The sequence below is a fragment of the Pantoea sp. X-Soil-ISGK-421 genome, assembly GCF_059730785.1.
In genome coordinates this window covers 412,613-429,745 of the sequence record NZ_AP035980.1, presented here as the reverse complement: position 1 = coordinate 429,745, position 17,133 = coordinate 412,613, and the positions used below count along the sequence as shown (strand labels likewise).

At 55.7% G+C, this 17,133-nt stretch carries 16 protein-coding genes; 10 read left to right on the top strand and 6 right to left on the bottom strand.

Translation table 11 applies throughout. From position 1 onward, the window contains the following. Window positions 1-2: 2 nt before the first annotated feature. From AC6I8K_RS20665 to AC6I8K_RS20645, 5 genes are all read right to left on the bottom strand, one after another. Window positions 3-917, bottom strand: a complete 915-nt coding sequence (locus tag AC6I8K_RS20665; protein WP_497827666.1) for an ABC transporter permease — start codon at window positions 915-917, stop codon at window positions 3-5. Between the two features lie 48 nt (window positions 918-965). Continuing rightward, entirely contained in the window at window positions 966-1,928 is a 963-nt protein-coding gene (locus tag AC6I8K_RS20660) for an ABC transporter permease (protein WP_497827473.1), read from the bottom strand. Window positions 1,929-2,029: 101 nt separating this feature from the next. After that, window positions 2,030-3,616: an ABC transporter substrate-binding protein gene (locus tag AC6I8K_RS20655; RefSeq protein WP_497827665.1), complete on the bottom strand. Its 1,587-nt coding sequence runs from the start codon at window positions 3,614-3,616 to the stop codon at window positions 2,030-2,032. 76 nt (window positions 3,617-3,692) lie between these two features. Then, window positions 3,693-4,100 carry a nuclear transport factor 2 family protein gene (locus AC6I8K_RS20650; protein ID WP_497827472.1) on the bottom strand — a complete coding sequence of 136 codons (408 nt, stop codon included), beginning with the start codon at window positions 4,098-4,100 and terminating at the stop codon, window positions 3,693-3,695. Beyond that, on the bottom strand, window positions 4,091-5,029 hold the full coding sequence (locus AC6I8K_RS20645; protein WP_497827471.1) for a polysaccharide deacetylase family protein: 939 nt from the start codon (window positions 5,027-5,029) through the stop codon (window positions 4,091-4,093). Before AC6I8K_RS20645 ends, AC6I8K_RS20650 begins: the two co-directional genes overlap by 10 nt. A 371-nt stretch (window positions 5,030-5,400) precedes the next feature. Between AC6I8K_RS20645 and AC6I8K_RS20640 the strand changes: the two genes are divergently transcribed. Further along, window positions 5,401-6,402, top strand: a complete 1,002-nt coding sequence (locus AC6I8K_RS20640) for a sugar phosphate isomerase/epimerase family protein (protein ID WP_064740036.1) — start codon at window positions 5,401-5,403, stop codon at window positions 6,400-6,402. Between the two features lie 157 nt (window positions 6,403-6,559). Next, the gene (locus tag AC6I8K_RS20635) at window positions 6,560-7,384 is read left to right on the top strand and encodes a creatininase family protein (protein WP_497827470.1); all 825 of its coding nucleotides are present in this window, start codon (window positions 6,560-6,562) and stop codon (window positions 7,382-7,384) included. Window positions 7,385-7,597: 213 nt separating this feature from the next. Here the strand turns inward: AC6I8K_RS20635 and AC6I8K_RS20630 are convergent, their stop codons facing one another. Then, on the bottom strand, window positions 7,598-8,497 hold the full coding sequence (locus AC6I8K_RS20630) for a LysR family transcriptional regulator (RefSeq protein WP_064740037.1): 900 nt from the start codon (window positions 8,495-8,497) through the stop codon (window positions 7,598-7,600). A 105-nt stretch (window positions 8,498-8,602) separates the two neighbouring features. Between AC6I8K_RS20630 and AC6I8K_RS20625 the strand changes: the two genes are divergently transcribed. The 8 genes from AC6I8K_RS20625 to AC6I8K_RS20590 all read left to right on the top strand — a co-directional run bounded on the left by AC6I8K_RS20625 (window position 8,603) and on the right by AC6I8K_RS20590 (window position 16,996). Then, window positions 8,603-9,613: a BMP family protein gene (locus AC6I8K_RS20625; RefSeq protein ID WP_497827469.1), complete on the top strand. Its 1,011-nt coding sequence runs from the start codon at window positions 8,603-8,605 to the stop codon at window positions 9,611-9,613. Window positions 9,614-9,618: 5 nt separating this feature from the next. Further along, window positions 9,619-11,172: an ABC transporter ATP-binding protein gene (locus AC6I8K_RS20620; RefSeq protein ID WP_497827468.1), complete on the top strand. Its 1,554-nt coding sequence runs from the start codon at window positions 9,619-9,621 to the stop codon at window positions 11,170-11,172. After that, window positions 11,156-12,271: an ABC transporter permease gene (locus AC6I8K_RS20615; protein WP_497827467.1), complete on the top strand. Its 1,116-nt coding sequence runs from the start codon at window positions 11,156-11,158 to the stop codon at window positions 12,269-12,271. The genes AC6I8K_RS20620 and AC6I8K_RS20615 overlap by 17 nt, the downstream gene beginning before the upstream one ends. After that, window positions 12,268-13,206 (top strand): ABC transporter permease, encoded by a 939-nt coding sequence (locus AC6I8K_RS20610; RefSeq protein ID WP_497827466.1) that lies wholly within the window; start codon window positions 12,268-12,270, stop codon window positions 13,204-13,206. The genes AC6I8K_RS20615 and AC6I8K_RS20610 overlap by 4 nt, the downstream gene beginning before the upstream one ends. Window positions 13,207-13,209: 3 nt before the next feature. Beyond that, window positions 13,210-13,632 carry a cupin domain-containing protein gene (locus AC6I8K_RS20605; protein WP_064740041.1) on the top strand — a complete coding sequence of 141 codons (423 nt, stop codon included), beginning with the start codon at window positions 13,210-13,212 and terminating at the stop codon, window positions 13,630-13,632. A 1-nt stretch (window position 13,633) separates the two neighbouring features. Then, window positions 13,634-14,407 (top strand): cysteine hydrolase family protein, encoded by a 774-nt coding sequence (locus AC6I8K_RS20600; protein WP_064740042.1) that lies wholly within the window; start codon window positions 13,634-13,636, stop codon window positions 14,405-14,407. Continuing rightward, complete coding sequence (locus AC6I8K_RS20595) at window positions 14,404-15,795, top strand: amidohydrolase family protein (protein ID WP_497827465.1); 1,392 nt, start codon at window positions 14,404-14,406, stop codon at window positions 15,793-15,795. The genes AC6I8K_RS20600 and AC6I8K_RS20595 overlap by 4 nt, the downstream gene beginning before the upstream one ends. A 97-nt stretch (window positions 15,796-15,892) precedes the next feature. Continuing rightward, entirely contained in the window at window positions 15,893-16,996 is a 1,104-nt protein-coding gene (locus AC6I8K_RS20590; RefSeq protein ID WP_497827464.1) for an NADH:flavin oxidoreductase/NADH oxidase, read from the top strand. Window positions 16,997-17,133 lie beyond the last annotated feature (137 nt).

Sequence of the window (17,133 nt, the reverse complement as noted above, 5' to 3'; positions counted from 1 at the left end):
TCCTAACGTAGTTTCGGGTTAAGGGCGTCCAGCAACCAATCGCCCAGCATGTTGAAAGAGAGAGAAAGGATCACCAACAGCGCGGCGGGGAAAGCCACAATCCACCACTGTCCGGAGAAGAGATACTGATTGCCTTCATTAATTAAGGTGCCCAGCGAGGGCTGGTCTGGCGGCATGCCCACGCCAAGAAACGAGAGCGTCGCTTCGGTCAGGATGGCCACGCTAAGATGCAGCGTCGCCATCACCAGTACCGGGCGCAGCACATTCGGCACGATGTGGCGCAGCATGATATGAAGATGTGTCGCACCACTGATACGGGAAGCCATGACGTATTCGCGGCCCTTCTCCAGCATGGTCAGACCGCGTACCGTGCGGGCATATTGCATCCAGCCGGTCAGCGCAATCGCGCCGGTGAGAATGGCGGGCGCAAAATGCCCCATTAGCTCTTTCGGGATCACCACCCGCGCGCCGCCGCTGACCAGCAGCGTGAACATGATGGTCGGAATACTCAGCATGGCATCGGCAAAGCGCATGATTAGCGTGTCGACTAAACCACCGAAATAGCCGCTCAATACGCCCAGCGCTACGCCCAGCAGCACCGATAACAACACGCTGATACCGCCGATAATCAATGAGATATTGAGTCCGTAAAGCATCAGTGAAAAAATATCGCGCCCTTGTACATCGGTTCCCAGCCAGAATCGTGCGTCACCCCCGCTCATCCAAGAAGGGGGTAATTCGGAATCCATCAAATCAAACGTGGTGGTATCGAACACGTTATGGGGCGCAATCCAGTGGCTGGTCACCGAGCAGAGCAAGATTACCAGGCAGCAGGTGAAGGCAACGACCGTGCTTTTACTGCGCCAGAACAACCAAAGCAGATCGCTGTCGGTGAAGGCACGCCATTGCTGAGCCATGCGGGTACGGCGGCGTACGGGCAAATTATCGTTAATCATGACCACTCCTTACTGAGCCCGCATACGCGGATCGATCAGGTAATACAACAGATCAACCAGCGTGTTGATCACGATAAAAATCAGGGCAGTAAACAGGAGATAGCCGGAGAGGACCGGCACATCGACGAAGTTAATCGACTGAATCAGCAGTAAACCCATGCCAGGCCACTGGAATACGGTTTCGATGACAATGGCGAAGGCGATCAAACCGCCAATCTGCAAACCGATCACCGTGACCACCGGCAATAGTGCGTTCTTCAGCGCATGGCGAAACCAGATGCGATAGTTTTCGATGCCGCGCGCGCGGGCGAATTTAACGTAATCGGACTTCATCACTTCCAGCATTTCGGTGCGAATCAAACGCATGATGATGGTGACCATTGATAGACCCAAAGAGAGCGCCGGCAGCACAATCGAGTGCCAGCCAGACGCGGTGAGCAGGCCGGTACTCCAGAAGCCAATTTTCACCGTTTCACCGCGACCGCTGGAGGGAAACCAGCCAAGCCAGACGGAAAACACGATAATCAGGATGATGCCGGTGAGAAACCACGGCAGAGAAACGCCGATCAATGAGAGGATTTGCACGCCCTCTTTCAGCAGTTTGTTACGGCTGATAGCTGACCAGACGCCTAATGGGAAACCGATTGCCATCGCCAGTACCACCGAAACAAATACCAGCTCTAGCGTGGCCGGCAGGCGCTCCATGATCAGCTGGAAAACCGATACCTGGTTGTAATAGGAAATCCCAAAGTTGCCGTGCAGCAAGCGCGTGATGTAGTGCCCAAATTGCACTATCACCGGGTCGTTGAGGCCAAGGCTGGCGCGTAACGCAGCGCGTTCAACTTCAGTGGCGCTCTCGGGCAGCATGCTGGCAACCGGATCGCCAAGATACTGGAACAGAATAAAGGACAGCAACGCGACACCCGCCAGCAACATACATGCCTGCAGTAATTTGCGCACAAAAAAAACCATAACGGCCTCCAGAAGCAAAGCGGCTAATGCTGATCTGGTGCGCATGAATGCGCACCCTACAAAGATTGTGTAGGGTCGCCATTAATGGCGACCAGGCAGACTTACTGACTCACTTTGCCGTACCACAGGCGTTGAACATTATCCGGCGTCTGTTTCAGCGTCAGTTTTTTGCTCATTGCCCAAACGGTGGGTTCGAAGTGCATCGGCAGATAAGGCAGATCTTTGTTCGCCAGCGCGACGGCCTCGCTTAGCATGGCAAGGCGTTTAGCGTTATCCAGCTCGCCCACGGAATCGTCGATCAACTTATCCGCCGCCGGATTGCTGTAGCGTGGGATGTTAAAGGTGCCGAGGCTTTTTCCGTTGCTGGTATGCAACAGCTGCACCGCTACGCTGTAGGGATCCATGATGGGCAGATTGGCCCAGCCCAGCACGCCAACATCGGTACGTCCGTTGACCAATATCGGGTCATAAACGCTGGCCGGATGCACATTCAGCGCGGCTTTCACCCCAATTTTCGACCAGTAACTCTGCACCGCCTGGCACCATTGTGCGGCGTTAATATAAGTGCCTTCCGGGCAATCAAAGTTGAGATTAAAGCCTTGCGCATAACCGGCCTCTGCCAGCAACGCTTTGGCTTTTGCCGGATCGTAGGGATAATCCACACCGGCTTTGGCGTCATAGCCTGGAATATCCGGTGCCAGATAGTTGCTGGTGGGTTTGGTCAGACCGCGCATCACCTTTTGCGTGATCGCCTCGCGATTGATCGCCATATACAACGCCTGACGCACGCGGATATCTTTCAGCGGGTTCTCCGCTTTACTGTTTTTGGCATTAAGCGTGTCACGCATATTGAGTGCCAGATAATCAACGCGTAACGACGGACTCACCTGCAACTGCACGGCAGGATTGTTTTGCAGGCGCTGAATATCCTGCAGCGGAACCGAGGTGACTAAATCGTACTCGCCGGCTAATAAACCTGAGAGGCGCGTGGCATCGGACGAGATCGGTTTGAAAATGATTTTGTCGATATTGGTGGTACCGGCAGCGGCATTCCACCAGTTGGGATTGCGCACGAGCACCATCTGTGTATCACGCTGGCGGCTTTGCAAAATAAACGGCCCGGTGCCGTTGGTATTATTGGTGGCGTACCCTTCGGTGCCTTGACTGATATCGGTGGGCTTCAGTGCGTTATGCTCACTGAGCCACTTCTTATCCATGATCATCACGCCGGTCAGTTCGTTGATGGCGATCCCGGTCTTTTTCACCAAATGAATATCCACGGTATAGTTGTCTACCGCCACCGCATCTTTAATGGTTGAGGCATTAGCGCGAATACCTGACGCAGGATCCGTAACCCTCGCGACCGACGCCACCACATCTTCTGATGTCAGCTCGTCGCCATTATGAAACTTGACGCCTTCCCGCAGTTTGAACCGCAGCGTTGTGTCATCAAGTTGCTGCCAGCTCAATGCCAGCCACGGCTGGATTTTCAGATCGTTATCGCGCTGCACCAGCGATTCATAAATGTGATTCTGAAAAGTCAGCGCTTTGGTCGAGGCGTAAGCATCCGGATCCAGCGTTGGAATATCAGCATCGGTTGCCCAACGCACTACGTTCTCCGCCAGCGCCGATTGACTGGCAAGGCCCAGCGAACCTGCTACTAATAACGACAGTAAAAGTTGCTTCATCATTTATCTCTCATTAGCGTGCTAGGGTTATTGCTAGCAATACATGCAAAGCCAATACCAGTTCATGTGTTTGCTATTAATGTGACAGTTGATTCAGTTCTGGCGTCAGAATCCACTCTGCGCTGTCGTTCCACACGTCCATTTTGGTGATGCGCCCTTCTATTACTTCATAGCGGTCGAGGTAGCGATTGCCGGCGAACTCACGTCCATCCGGCCATACGCCGTAGAGGAAACCGGTGCAGTACACCACCACGTGACCAGGGCGTTTCTCCATCCAGTCAAACTCACCCAGCTGTTTTTTTACCCACTGATAGCGGGCGGCGTTGAAGGCGGTTACGCCGTGAACGCTTGGCATCACGCGCTTACCGGTAAAGGTGATGACCACATCCTGCGACATTAGCGCCGCGGCTCTGTCAGGATCCGGCGCCATTGAGGCGGCCAGAAACGCTTTCACAATCTCTACTTCTTCTGGTACTACGGACATACTTGCTCTCCCGTCGATACATTATTTGTGGGTGCAGAAAGGCTCAGTGAATGGGCGGCAATCTCACCCGGCGTGGTAATCCATACGTCCTCACACTGCGCAATGATCGTCTTCAGCGTCTGCCGCAAGTGATGCAACCGGAAAGGCTGCCCCACAATGTAGGGATGCAACGCAATGCCCATGACCTGTGGGCGCTGCTCGGCGCGCTGTTTCATTTCCATGAACTGGCTTTCCATCATGCTGCAGAACGTCTCAATCGAGGTGCCATTGGGGATGATGGTAGGAATATCGTTGATCTCCTGCGGATAAGGCACCGACAGCAGATCGCCATGAGAGGTTTGCAGCGCAACCGGACGGTCGTCATGTGCCCAGTTTAGGGTGTAGCTGAAGCCGTTTTGACGCAGTAAATCCGGCGTGTCGAGGCTTTCGGAAATCCACGGCGACAGCCAACCCGCGACCGGGCGCTGCTGATAGGCAGTGAGTCGCTGCTGGCAGCGAGCAATCAATGCGCATTCATCTTCACGGCTCAGCTCACCCTGACGTTGCGAGTTGGTATGACCGTGGCCAATCAGTTCGCTACCGGGCAGGCTCAACCAGCGGTCCAGCAATTGCGGACAATAATCGATGATTGCGGTGTTGGCGATTACCGCCGGCGGAATGCCAAGTTCGGCAAACAAATCGGCCAAATACCAACCGCCCACCCGATTACCGTAGTCGCGCCACGCGTAGTTCAATACGTCGAGACGATTCGCGCCCTGAGACAATTTCGCCCCTTCCGGTAAACCAAAAGCAAAATGCTCCAGATTCATTGCGATATAGAGCGCCAGGCCTTTGCCCTTTGGCCACGCTGGCGATATTTGATGTTCAATTGAGCAGTAGGTATAGCGCTGATGGCTAGCGATATCCCAGATGACCTGCGGCGATGACATAACGGCCTCCTGATGAACACACGTCTTGCGATATAAGGAGCAAAGCAAACGGCATGCCACACTAGCTTTATTGCTAGCAATATTTCTTATTACCAGAGTATTACGGCCTTTTTTCCCGCTATCGCCCCTGCGTTGCCAATGTGGCGGTGAGATGAAAGAGAGTAAAAACGGCTCAAAAAGTCAGCTGATGGTGCACGCTCTGCCCTAAAAGTGCGCAATTGCTCCGTCTTAGTGGGGCTAAGTAATTGTGTGATTACGGTTGCATTTTCACCATTCATTGCTGGTTAACAGCGCAGGGGGAGGCGCAGAATGGAATATATAACCAACAATGAATATATATTCAAACATCAAACCTCTGAGGAGAAAGTCGAATGAGTTCCTACACGTATCCGAAATTCGGTGCCGGCTTGTGGCACTTTGCCAACTATATCGATCGCTACGCCGTAGACGGGTATGGCCCGGCGCTCAGCACCCTGGATCAAATCAAACTTGCGGGCAGCGTTGAAGACCTCTCTTACGTTGATGTGCCCTATCCGTTTACCGAAGGGGTAACTGTCGCGCAGGTAAAACAAGCGCTGGCCGATAACGGATTGAAAGCCATCGGCGTGACACCCGAAATTTATCTGCGCCGTTTTTCACGCGGTGCCTTTACCAATCCCGACGCCGCTATCCGTAAACAGGCGTTTGAATTGATGCACGAAGCCGCCACCGTGGTGCGGGAGTTGGGCGCTAATTACGTTAAAGTCTGGCCAGGTCAGGACGGCTGGGATTATCCGTTCCAGGTCGATCACAAAAACCTGTGGAAGATGGCGGTTGACGGCATGCGCGAATTGGCGAGTGCTAATCCTGACGTCAAATTTGCTATCGAATATAAACCGCGTGAACCGCGCGTAAAAATGACCTGGGATTCAGCTGCGCGCACCTTGCTCGGCATTGAGGACATTGGTTTGGATAATGTTGGTGTGCTACTCGATTTCGGCCATGCGCTGTTTGCGGGCGAATCCCCGGCGGATTCCGCTCAGCTGATCATCGATCGCGGACGTCTGTTTGGCATGGACGTCAACGACAACCTGCGCGGCTGGGATGACGATCTGGTCGTCGGCACCGTACACATGACCGAGATTTTTGAGTTCTTCTATGTGTTGAAGATCAACAACTGGGACGGCGTGTGGCAGCTCGATCAATTCCCGTTCCGTGAAGATCATGTCGAAGCGGCCAATCTATCGATTCGCTTCCTCAAACACATCTATCGCGCGCTGGATAAGCTGGATATCGCCGCGTTGCAGGACGCTCAGCGTGAGCAAAACCCGCTTAAAGCCCAGCGAATTATTCAGAATGCGCTGCTGACCAGCATCGAGCAGGAGAACCTTTAGTCTGGACAACTTTCACGTATCTTAGCGGCGCAATTTATTGCGCAATGAATCGTGTCGCTAAGGACGTTGCGCTGCCTAAAAAGCAACGCTCAGTACGAATTTTGTTGCTTCCATTGCACGTCCAACCCGTTAAGGTGGAAAAAAAATGGAGGTAAACATGCTCATGCCGTCTTCGCCCTGGTGGTGGGATCTTTCAACGCGAGAATTCAGTGAACTGGATATGGCGAGTATCGTCGCCATACTGCCGATTGGTGCGGTGGAACAACATGGCCCGCATCTGCCCGTGCGTGTGGATGCAGCTATCAACGCGGGCATTATCCAGCGTGCTGTTGAACTCAAGCCCGACGATTTTCCGCTGCTGGTGATGCCCGCGCTGCCAATTGGCAAATCGGACGAACATCTTGCCTATCCCGGCACCCTTTCGCTGCCTTATGAGGTACTGGGCAAAGTGTGGTTTGAGGTCGCCAAAAGCGCCTGGCGCGCGGGAATTCGTAAACTGATTTTCTGGAACTCGCACGGCGGCCAACCGCAGCTAATGGAGATGGTGTGTCGCCAGCTGCGCATTGAATTGGGGATGTTTGCCGTTAGCGCCAGCTGGTTTCGTACCATTGATGCTTCTGACCTGTATAGCGCACATGAGCTTAATCATGGCATTCACGGTGGGGAATCGGAGACCAGCATGATGTTGCACTTGCATCCTGAATTGGTGCAGATGCAACATGCGGACGATTTCGTATCAGCTTCGGTCGCACTGGAAGCAACCGGCGGCATTTTAACCCCTGAAGGTGGCATTGGTTTTGGCTGGATGGCGCAAGATCTGCATCTTTCCGGCACCACCGGCAATGCCGCCGCCGCCGATGCGGAGCGTGGAGCCATTGCGACCGATCGTGCCGCACATGCGCTTCTGAAACTGGCGCGCGAAGTGCAGAACTTCGATATTCATTTCCTGACCGATCGTACAGCTTACCAAGACGCGCGATAAATCGCGCCGCTACGGATGTGTCATACATTGCGCTGTTACGGACGCGCGATAAATCGCACCGTTACGGATGCGTCATACATTGCGCTGCGACGAAACCCGTGGGTATATTCATTGCCGCACAAACCGTAGCGGCGCAATTTATTGCGCGAACTGTCAGCTTATTGCGCGAACTTTCAGCTTATTGCGCGCACTATCAGCTAATGGCGCAAACTGTCAGCGTAATTCCGACATCATCCCTTTGATGGTTTCTGCGAACACACTCCCAATCGCGCTGGTACCACGATCGTGGCCGATCAGCATCAGCGTTTGCGTGTGCTGCGCCAGCTCGCGCACTGGAATATAGATCAACCTGCCGCTGCGCTGGTCGGATTCAATATCGATCGGCGTAAGAAATGTCAGCGTTTGATCCATCATCGCCGACTGGCGCATCACCTCGATCGAATTGGTTTCAATCACCGGCTGCAAATTGATCGAGGCGCGCGCAAACACTTCATTCAGGTATGGTCGAATCACCATTGATTTGTCAGCGATCACCACTGGGTACGGCAAACAATCACTCAAACGCAAGCTCGATTTCTCGGCCAGCGGATGCCCCGCGCCCACCACCGCGCCCAACCGCACCGGCACGCTGGCGATGTTGCGATGCACCGGCTGCAAATCAAAATCAAAACCAATGCCCAAATCTGCCTCACCGCTGGCAACGGCATTAGTGATATTTTCGCCGGTAGTGAGCTGTTGCAGCAGCAATTTCACCCGCGGATTGGCGCGGCGAAACTCCAATGCCACGCGAGGAATCAGGTTTGCCGCTAATCCGCTCATCATCGCCACCGTGACTTCACCACGTCGCAGCCCTTTCAACTCTTCGATTTTCATCTGCGCGATTTCAATCTCTTTAAAACTCTGTCGCACATGATGAATCAACGCTTCGCCGGCGGCGGTAAGGATCATTTTGCGCGGCAAACGTTGAAAAAGCGGCGTGCCCAGCTCCTCTTCCAACGCAATCAACTGGCGGTTAATTGCTGAAGCGGAGATGTGCAGACGCTCGGCCGCTTTGCGAATCGAACCGCTGCGCGCCACCTGATCGATATACACAAACAAACGATGTTGCAGCATATTTCCCCTGCGTTGCCTTTTAGGCATCGGTAAGTGCTAAAAATGATGCTTTTAAGATAATGCTCTTCGGGTGATTAATACATCAAAACCACACCAGGAGAACACATGATGGCAGACGTATCCCGCAGAAAGTTTGCGAAGTTAGTGGCTGGCGCGCTGTTGTTACCCGCGCTGGCACCGATGCTGTCGCGCAACGCATTGGCGGCGAATAACAGCATAAAAATCGCCCTGCTGCTGCCCGGCTCAGTTGCCGATGGCGGCTGGAGTTCACTGGCGTATGCCGGATTGCAAAGCCTGCAAAAAGCCGGGTTTACGGTGGCGCACAGCGAAAGCGTCTCGCAGGCGCAGATGGATCAAACCATCCGCGGCTATGCCGATGATGGTTACCAGCTGATCATCGGCCATAGCTTTGAATACGGCTCGGCATTCGCCGAAATCGCGCCGGAATATCCTGATACCTACTTCTTCGCCTCAACCTTCAAGCCCGGCGAAAAATCACCGGGCAACGTGGAATACGTCAACCTCGCCTATCTGCAAGGGGCTTACGCGGCCGGTGCGCTGGCTGCGCTGATCTCTGATAAAGGTCAAGCGGTAGGGTTTGTTGGCGGCGGCGATAACCCCACACAGCTGGCCATGATGCGCGCCTTTATTCAGGCTGCCGAGAAAACCCGTCCGGGCATTAAAGGCATGGGCGTGGTGACCGGCGATTACGACAATGCCGCCAAAGGTCGTGAAGCCGCCACTACCATGATTGGTAACGGCGCAGATGTGATTTGGCATGCGGCGGACGTTACTGGCCTCGGCGCAATGCAAGGCGCGGCAGCGGCGAAAGTCAAAGCTATCGGCTGCTATGTCGATCAGCGCGATGTCGCGCCAGCTTACGTCGCCTGCAGCTTCCGTCAGAATCTTGACTGGATGGTGGAACAGGTGGGCGAATCGGTGGCGAACAAAACGTTCAAAGGCGGCGACGAATGGCACCCAACCGTTGGCAAAGCCTGGTCGGTGGTCAATGGAAGCGAGCATTACAACGCTAAACTGGTGAGCGCCAGCGCCTGGGCATCCTTCCAGCAGATTTGGCAGCAGCTCGACAGCGGCGCGCTGAAGCCAACGGTTTAACCATCATGACAGCAACGGCAAACATCCGCGTCGCGCTTAACAACATCACCAAACGCTTTGCGCGCGTGGTGGCAAATGATGACGTCTCGCTCAGTATCAAAGCGGGTGAAATCCACGCGCTGCTGGGGGAAAACGGCGCGGGCAAAAGTACGTTGATGCAAATCCTCTATGGTCTGTATCAGGCCGATGAAGGCAGCATTGTGGTGGATGGCAAAGCGCAACGTTTTCGCGATCCCAGCGATGCCATTGCCTGCGGCATTGGCATGGTGCATCAGGAATTTATGCTGGTGCAGCCGATGAGCGTGGTGGAAAACGTGGTGTTGGGCCTGAAAGAGCGCGCCAGCGGCGTACTCAATCTGCAAGCAGCGGCGGCGCGTTTGCAGGCGCTGTCTGACAAACACGGGCTGGCGATCGATCCCTGGGCGAAAGTACAGCATCTGCCGATTGGGGTGCAGCAGCGCGTGGAGATCCTCAAGCTTTTATACCGAGATGCGCAGGTACTGATTCTCGATGAACCGACGGCGGTGCTGACGCCGCAAGAGAAAGCCGGGCTGTTCGCTACGCTCAAATCGCTATGTGCTGAAGGCCGCTCGGTAGTGATCGTCACTCACAAACTGTATGAAATCATGGCTATTGCCCATCATGTTTCGGTGATGCGTGGCGGAAAAATGGTTGATTCGGTGGATATTAAAGACACGTCGGAGCGCGATCTGGCGCGCCGTATGGTGGGTCGCGATGTGGTACTGCGCGTGGAGAAAACACCGTGCCAACCCGGTAAAACCGTATTGCAGGTGGAGAGTATCGCGGTGCGTGATGCCAGCGGACAGCAGAAGATCTGGCGCGTTTCGCTCAACGTCGCCGCGGGCGAAATCCTCGGCATCGCCGGTGTTGAAGGCAACGGTCAGTCGGAGCTGGCGGAAGCGCTACTCAACCTGCGCGAACTGGAAGCGGGTCGCATTCTGCTCAATGGTGAAGACATCAGCGACGATTCCCCCGCTACGCGTCGCAGTAAAGGCATCAGCTTTATTCCGGCGGATCGCCGCGGCGTCGGTTCGGTAACCGATCTATCCATCACCGATAACGCCATGCTCGGTCGCCAACACACCTTTACCCGCGCAGGCGGCTGGTTACTGGATCGTCAGCGCATCAACCAACATGCGCGCGACATCATCGCCCGCTTTGCGGTCCGCACGCCGGATGCCGATTTTGAAGCCGGCAAACTCTCAGGCGGCAACCTGCAAAAGCTGATTCTTGGACGCGAAGTGGCCAGCAATCCCAGTGTGCTGATCGTTGAACAGCCGACGCGCGGGCTGGATGTTGGCGCGATTGAGAGCGTGTGGCAAGGCTTGATGGCGGCGCGCGATCGCGGCTGCGCGATTCTCATGATCTCCGCCGAGCTGGAGGAAATCATCAATCTCTCCGATCGCATCGCGGTGATGTACAGCGGCCAAATCGCCGGTGAAATGGCCGCCGTCGATGCCACACCGGAACGCCTCGGCGAGCTGATGGCCGGCGCGCACCTGAAAAAATCCGGAGGCAACCATGAAGAAGCTGCTTGAGCGTCGTCTGGCGCCGGCGGAATCAACAGGCGCGCTGGTGCTAACCAGTTTTTGCGGCATCCTTGCGGCGTTCATCATTGCCGGTTTGCTGTTTATCCCCTTTGGCGGCAATCCGCTCTCGGCTTATGGTTTCCTGTTTGACGCCGCTTTTGGCTCGCTGCGCAGCTTCGGTCTCAGCCTGGTGCAGTCCACGCCGCTGATGCTGATTGCGCTGGCGACCATCGTGGTGTGGCGCGCCGGGCTCGGTTATATCGGCTTTGAAGGCTGTTTTCTGCTGGGTGCCGCGGCGGCCAGCTGGATCGCCCTTTCCGGTACGCCGCAGGGATTTCCGTGGGCGATTCCTGCGCTGCTCTACTGGCCGTTGGTGCTGATCGCCGCCTTCCTCGCGGGGGCAATTTGGGCCGGTTGGGTTGGCGCCTTACGGGTGAAGTTTGGTGGCAACGATGTGCTAATTTCGCTGATGGCCAACTATGTTGCGCTGTTCATCGTGCAATATTTGGTTTCCGGCCCGATGCGCGCGCCGGGCGATTTGCCGCAGACGCCACGTTTGCCGGTGGAGAGTTGGCTGCCGTTTGTGATGAACGGTATGCGCGCACATTGGGGCATCGCCATCGCGCTGGTTGCCACCGTGTTCGTCTTCTGGCTGATGCGTGCTACGCCCGCCGGTTTCGAAATCAAAATCGCGGGGCTTAATCCGCGCGCGGCGCGCTACAGCGGCGTTGATGTCAATCGCCGTCAAATGGGCGCGGTGCTGCTCGGCGGCGGATTAGCCGCGCTGGCAGGATTGTGCGCCGTATTAGGCGTGCAACATCGCCTAATGGAAGGCATCTCCGGTGGCGTCGGCTTTATCGGCGTCGTGGTGGCCTTGCTGGCGCGCCTCAATCCGCTGTTGGTGATCCCTACGGCCATTCTCTACGGTGGACTGGAAGTGGGCGGCAGCGCCATGCAGCGCCAAACCGGTTTGCCCACGTCGGTGGTGCTGATACTACAAAGTCTGGTGGTGTTACTGATTCTGGCGGGCGATCTGTTGCGCTATTACCGCATTAATCTGCCCGGCGGTCGTCAATCGCGCAGCCCGTTGGCGGAGGAACAATCATGAATCTGTGGATGAATCTCAATACCGCCTTTTTCGTCAGCTGGCTGGCCGCGGCGGTACGACTTGCCGGTCCGGTATTGCTGGCGGCGCTGGGCGAAATCTATGCCGAACGCTCTGGCGTACTGAATATCGGCATTGAAGGCACCATTCTGCTCGGCGCGCTTTCCAGCTACATGATGGCGGTCGAGAGCGGATCAACTGCGCTGGGCTTTATCGCCGGTGGCGTCGGCGGATTGCTGGTTGGCTGCGTGCTGGCCGCGCTCTATCTGCGCGCCCATGCCAGCCAGATTGTGGTGGGCATCGTTTTCAATATTCTGGCGGCAGGATTAGCCACCTGGATTTACGCGCTGGTGATGGGCAATGAATCTTCTCCCACCATTCCGATGCTGGAACCCTGGCATGTGCCGCTGCTCTCTTCGCTACCGTTTATTGGCCCGATCCTGTTCCAGCAGCCGCTGCCGCTTTATCTCACCTTGCTACTGGCCGTGCTGGCACATTTCGGCCTGTTTCACACTCGCTTTGGCTTGTCGTTGCGTGCGGTGGGCGAAAATCCCCGCGCCGCACATGCCGCCGGACTCAACGTGTTAAAGATTCGTACGTGGGGCGTACTGTTCTCCTGCGTGGGCGCCGGCTTGGCCGGTAGCTATCTGGTCACTGCGCAGATCGGCCTGTTTCGCGACAACATCGTCAGCGGACAGGGTTTTATCGCGCTGGCTATTGTCATCTTTGGTCGCTGGAGCCCGCTAAAAGCGCTGGTCGCCGCGTTTATCTTTGGCGCCGCAGATGCCCTGCAGCTCTCGCTGCAGCTGTTTGAAAACACGCTGCCGCCACAGGTGCTGCTGGCGCTGCCTTATCTGCTCACCATTCTGGCGATGTCCGGCGTGGTGGGTCGCACTTTGCAACCCGGCGCGTTAACGCAGCCTTATCGAAAGGAATAACTTGTGAAATCGTTTCGTTTCAACAATCTGGCGGATGTTAAGGCGTTCCGTATCAGCCCGGATAGCAGCAACTACTTCGCCATTCTGTTCGACAAGCCGTTAGACGGCATTGAAAACATCTTTGTGGTGGAGATCTTTAACGTCGGCGGCGCTACGCCACCCAATGAACACGCTACCGCACACGAATTCTTCTATGTGCTGCACGGCGAAGGCGTGGCGCGCTGCAACGATGATGAGCTGGACATCAGGAAAGGCGACTCCCTGCTACTGCATCCGGGCAACGACCACGCCATTCGGAATACCGGCAGCAGCAAGCTGTATACGTTGACGGTGATGACGCCAAATGAGGGTTTTTCTGAACTGATTCGCAGCGGTGACCCTGTCACGTTAGATGCGGAAGATTTGCGCGTATTAACGGGAGCCTGATATGCCGGAAAACGTCTTAGGCAGCAGCCGACACAATCAGTGGCGCGTCTCACCGCATGTCGTCGATACGCGGCGCCCGACGCAGGCGGCACGCACCGTGCAGCTCACAACACGTGACCGCGCCGTGATTTTTGATCTGCAGCGTAGCGCAATTATCGTGGTGGATATGCAGAACGACTTCTGCCATCCCGAAGGCTGGCTGGGGCATATCGGCGTCGACGTCACGCCAGCGCGCGCGCCGATTGCGCCGCTGCAAGCACTGTTGCCGACGTTGCGCGCCGCTGAGGTGCCGGTGATTTGGCTCAACTGGGGCAATCGCGCCGACAAACTCAATCTCAGTCCTGCGTTGCTTCATGTCTATAACCCGAACGGCGATGGCGTGGGATTAGGCGATCCGCTGCCGGGTTCCGGTGCGCCTGTTTTACAGGCGGGCAGCTGGGCGGCGGAGGTGGTGGACGAACTGACGCCTGCGGCCGAGGATATTCGCGTCAACAAATACCGCATGTCCGGTTTTCAGGACAGCGAGCTCGACAGCATTCTGCGTAATCTCAATGTCACCACCCTGCTGTTTGCTGGCGTCAATGTCGATCAATGCGTGCTTTGCACCTTACAAGACGCCAACTTCCGCGGTTACGACTGTTTGCTGCTGGAAGATTGCAGCGCAACCACCTCGCCTGATTATTGCCGTGATGCCACGCTGTATAACGTGCAGCAATGTTTTGGTTTTGTGGTCAATGCCGCCGAGTTACAACAGCAACTGGAGCGCGAATCATGAGTTATCTGCTGGCCGACGGCTGGGTTATCACCATGAATCCACAGCGCGAGATTCTGGAACAGGCCAGTTTGCTAATTGACGGCAATCACATTGGTGCCATCGGCACGCGCGATGCCTTGCAGCAACGTTATCCGGAAGCGGAAATCATCGACTGTCGCGAACGCATTATTATGCCGGGCATGGTGAATACGCACACGCATCTGTTCCAGACGCTGCTGAAAGGTCTTGGCGATGACATGGTGCTGAAAAAATGGTTTACCTGCATGACCGGACCCAGCGCGGTGGCACTAACCGAAGAGGATGTTTATGCCGCCGCATTGCACGGTTGCATGGAGTCGCTGCGTTCTGGCGTCACCTCACTAGTCGATTTCATGTACGCGCATCCGCGTCCGGGATTGACTGCCAAAGTGATCGAGGCCTTTGAAATCAGCGGCATTCGCGGTCATGTGTGTCGTGGTTTCCTTACCAGCGGCGCAGAGCATGGCATTCCCACTGAACTCATTGAAACGCCTGAACAGGCGCTGGCCGATGCGCGCGAGGTGATCAATCGTTATCACAAGTTAGAGGGTCGAGTGAGAGTCGGCCTGGCACCCAGCATGATTTGGGCGCTGGATGAGAAAGTCCTGCGTGGCACGCGCCAGTTGGCGAATGAAACCGGCGTGCTGATCACCACGCACGTGGCAGAAACCGATTTTGAGATCGAGCAGGCCAGGCTGCGCTTCCAGGCAAGTGATACCGAATTCCTCAGCGATATCGGCTTCCTCGGCCCAGATGTGCTGGCGGTACATTGCGTACAGTGCAACTCGCGCGATATCCGTGCGCTGAAGCATCACGATACGCGCGTGTCGCACAACCCCTGCAGTAATCTCTATCTCGCTTCCGGCGTACCGCCGATTCCCGAGATGCTGGCAGCCGGTTTAACCGTCGGTTTAGGTTCAGATGGCCCCGCCAGCAGTAACAATCACAATCTTTTTCAGGCCATGAAAGTTGCGGCGCTACTGCAAAAAGGCGTGCATCGCGATCCCACCATTATGACGGCGGAAAAAGTGCTGGAGATGGCGACTATTGATGGCGCCCGCGCAATTGGTCTCGATCATCTGGTGGGTTCATTGGAGGTAGGTAAACGCGCCGATGTGGTAATCGTTGATACTTCGCATCCGGCGATGACGCCTATCCATCATCCGGTTTCATCGCTGGTCTACTCTGCGCTCGGCCATGAAGTGAGTGATGTGTTTGTCGATGGTGCCTATCTGTTGCGTGACGGCGAGTTTACCCAGCTCAATCAAAAAGAGGTGATGGCACGTTCGCAGCGTGCAGCATACTCGCTGGCGGTGCGCACCGGTAATGATAACGCGCGCGGCTGGCGATCGGCGGCACATTCCGCTTAACTTACTTTTTGCTACAACATTCAAACTCATAGACCACTGCAAAATGCGCTTTTAGCCCTAAGCTTTAAGGCATCCAGCCACTGTTGATGAGGTTTCAATGAGTTTACTGTTTAATGCTACGCAACTGGGTAAGTTAACCCTCGATAATCGCATCGTGATTGCGCCGATGTGCCAATATTCCGCGCAGGAGGGTAAAGCCAGCGCCTGGCACCGCATTCATCTCGGCCAACTCGCGCTCTCCGGTGCGGGTTTACTGATCATTGAGGCGACGGCAGTCGAAGCCGCCGGGCGTATTTCTCCCGGCGATTTAGGCTTATGGGACGATGCAACAGAAGCGGCGCTGGGCAGCGTACTGGAAGATATCCGCCCTTACTCTGACATGCCGTTTGGCATTCAACTCGGCCACGCCGGGCGTAAAGCGTCCTGCGCGGCACCCTGGTTAGGCGGCAAGCAACTGTCATTGGAGCAAGGCGGCTGGCAAACCGTCGCCCCTTCCGCGCAAGCCTTTAATCCTGAAGATCGTGCGCCCGTGGCACTCACTAAACAGGGCCTTGAGCGCCTGAAAAATGCCTTCGTTGATAGCGCACAGCGTGCCGCAAAACTTGGTATTCAATTGATCGAACTGCATGCTGCTCACGGCTATTTGCTGCATCAGTTCCTGTCTCCATTGAGTAACCAGCGTGAGGATGAATATGGCGGTTCGCTGGAAAATCGCCTGCGTTTTCCTCTGGAAGTGTTCCAGGCAGTGCGTAGTGCCTTGCCGGAGTCGGTGGTCGTTGGCGTGCGTCTCTCGGCAACAGATTGGGTAGAGGGTGGCTGGGATGTTGAGCAGTCAATTATCTTTAGCCAGCAACTCGAAGCGGCGGGCAGCGATTACGTTCACGTTTCCAGCGGGGGGCTCTCACCGCAGCAGACAATTTCTGTCGGCCCCGGCTATCAACTGCCGTTTGCGCGTGATATTCGCGCGCAGGTAAAGATTCCGGTGATTGGCGTTGGATTGATCACTGAACCGCAGCAAGCTGAGCAAGCGCTACAGGTTGGCGATGCGGATTTGATTGCACTGGCGCGCGCTGTGCTTTACAACCCACGCTGGCCGTGGCATGCGGCCGCCGAATTGGGCGCGCAAGCCAAAGCCCCATCGCAGTATCTGCGCTCGGAACCCCATGGGTTGAAAGGCACATTAATTGCCAATAAAGCCTAAAAAAAACGACGCGATAATTGCGTAAGCGCCGAGGGATTTTCGTTCGCTATCGGCTGGGGCAGTTTCAGCTATGCCGTGCGGCGACCGAGCAGAGGGCGTCAGGCCGCGCCCTCTGCACTCCGCGGCCCTGCGCCAGC

What these genes read in the sequence shown, in the direction of transcription:
- AC6I8K_RS20610 (WP_497827466.1), top strand. Translation starts at nt 12,268, where the DNA reads ATGAATCTGTGGATGAATCTCAATACCGCCTTTTTCGTCAGCTGGCTG.
- AC6I8K_RS20640 (WP_064740036.1), top strand. Translation starts at nt 5,401, where the DNA reads ATGAGTTCCTACACGTATCCGAAATTCGGTGCCGGCTTGTGGCACTTT.
- AC6I8K_RS20660 (WP_497827473.1), bottom strand. Translation starts at nt 1,928, where the DNA reads ATGGTTTTTTTTGTGCGCAAATTACTGCAGGCATGTATGTTGCTGGCG.
- AC6I8K_RS20590 (WP_497827464.1), top strand. Translation starts at nt 15,893, where the DNA reads ATGAGTTTACTGTTTAATGCTACGCAACTGGGTAAGTTAACCCTCGAT.
- AC6I8K_RS20600 (WP_064740042.1), top strand. Translation starts at nt 13,634, where the DNA reads ATGCCGGAAAACGTCTTAGGCAGCAGCCGACACAATCAGTGGCGCGTC.
- AC6I8K_RS20625 (WP_497827469.1), top strand. Translation starts at nt 8,603, where the DNA reads ATGATGGCAGACGTATCCCGCAGAAAGTTTGCGAAGTTAGTGGCTGGC.
- AC6I8K_RS20655 (WP_497827665.1), bottom strand. Translation starts at nt 3,616, where the DNA reads ATGAAGCAACTTTTACTGTCGTTATTAGTAGCAGGTTCGCTGGGCCTT.
- AC6I8K_RS20650 (WP_497827472.1), bottom strand. Translation starts at nt 4,100, where the DNA reads ATGTCCGTAGTACCAGAAGAAGTAGAGATTGTGAAAGCGTTTCTGGCC.
- AC6I8K_RS20615 (WP_497827467.1), top strand. Translation starts at nt 11,156, where the DNA reads ATGAAGAAGCTGCTTGAGCGTCGTCTGGCGCCGGCGGAATCAACAGGC.
- AC6I8K_RS20620 (WP_497827468.1), top strand. Translation starts at nt 9,619, where the DNA reads ATGACAGCAACGGCAAACATCCGCGTCGCGCTTAACAACATCACCAAA.
- AC6I8K_RS20665 (WP_497827666.1), bottom strand. Translation starts at nt 917, where the DNA reads ATGGCTCAGCAATGGCGTGCCTTCACCGACAGCGATCTGCTTTGGTTG.
- AC6I8K_RS20635 (WP_497827470.1), top strand. Translation starts at nt 6,560, where the DNA reads ATGCTCATGCCGTCTTCGCCCTGGTGGTGGGATCTTTCAACGCGAGAA.
- AC6I8K_RS20595 (WP_497827465.1), top strand. Translation starts at nt 14,404, where the DNA reads ATGAGTTATCTGCTGGCCGACGGCTGGGTTATCACCATGAATCCACAG.
- AC6I8K_RS20645 (WP_497827471.1), bottom strand. Translation starts at nt 5,029, where the DNA reads ATGTCATCGCCGCAGGTCATCTGGGATATCGCTAGCCATCAGCGCTAT.
- AC6I8K_RS20630 (WP_064740037.1), bottom strand. Translation starts at nt 8,497, where the DNA reads ATGCTGCAACATCGTTTGTTTGTGTATATCGATCAGGTGGCGCGCAGC.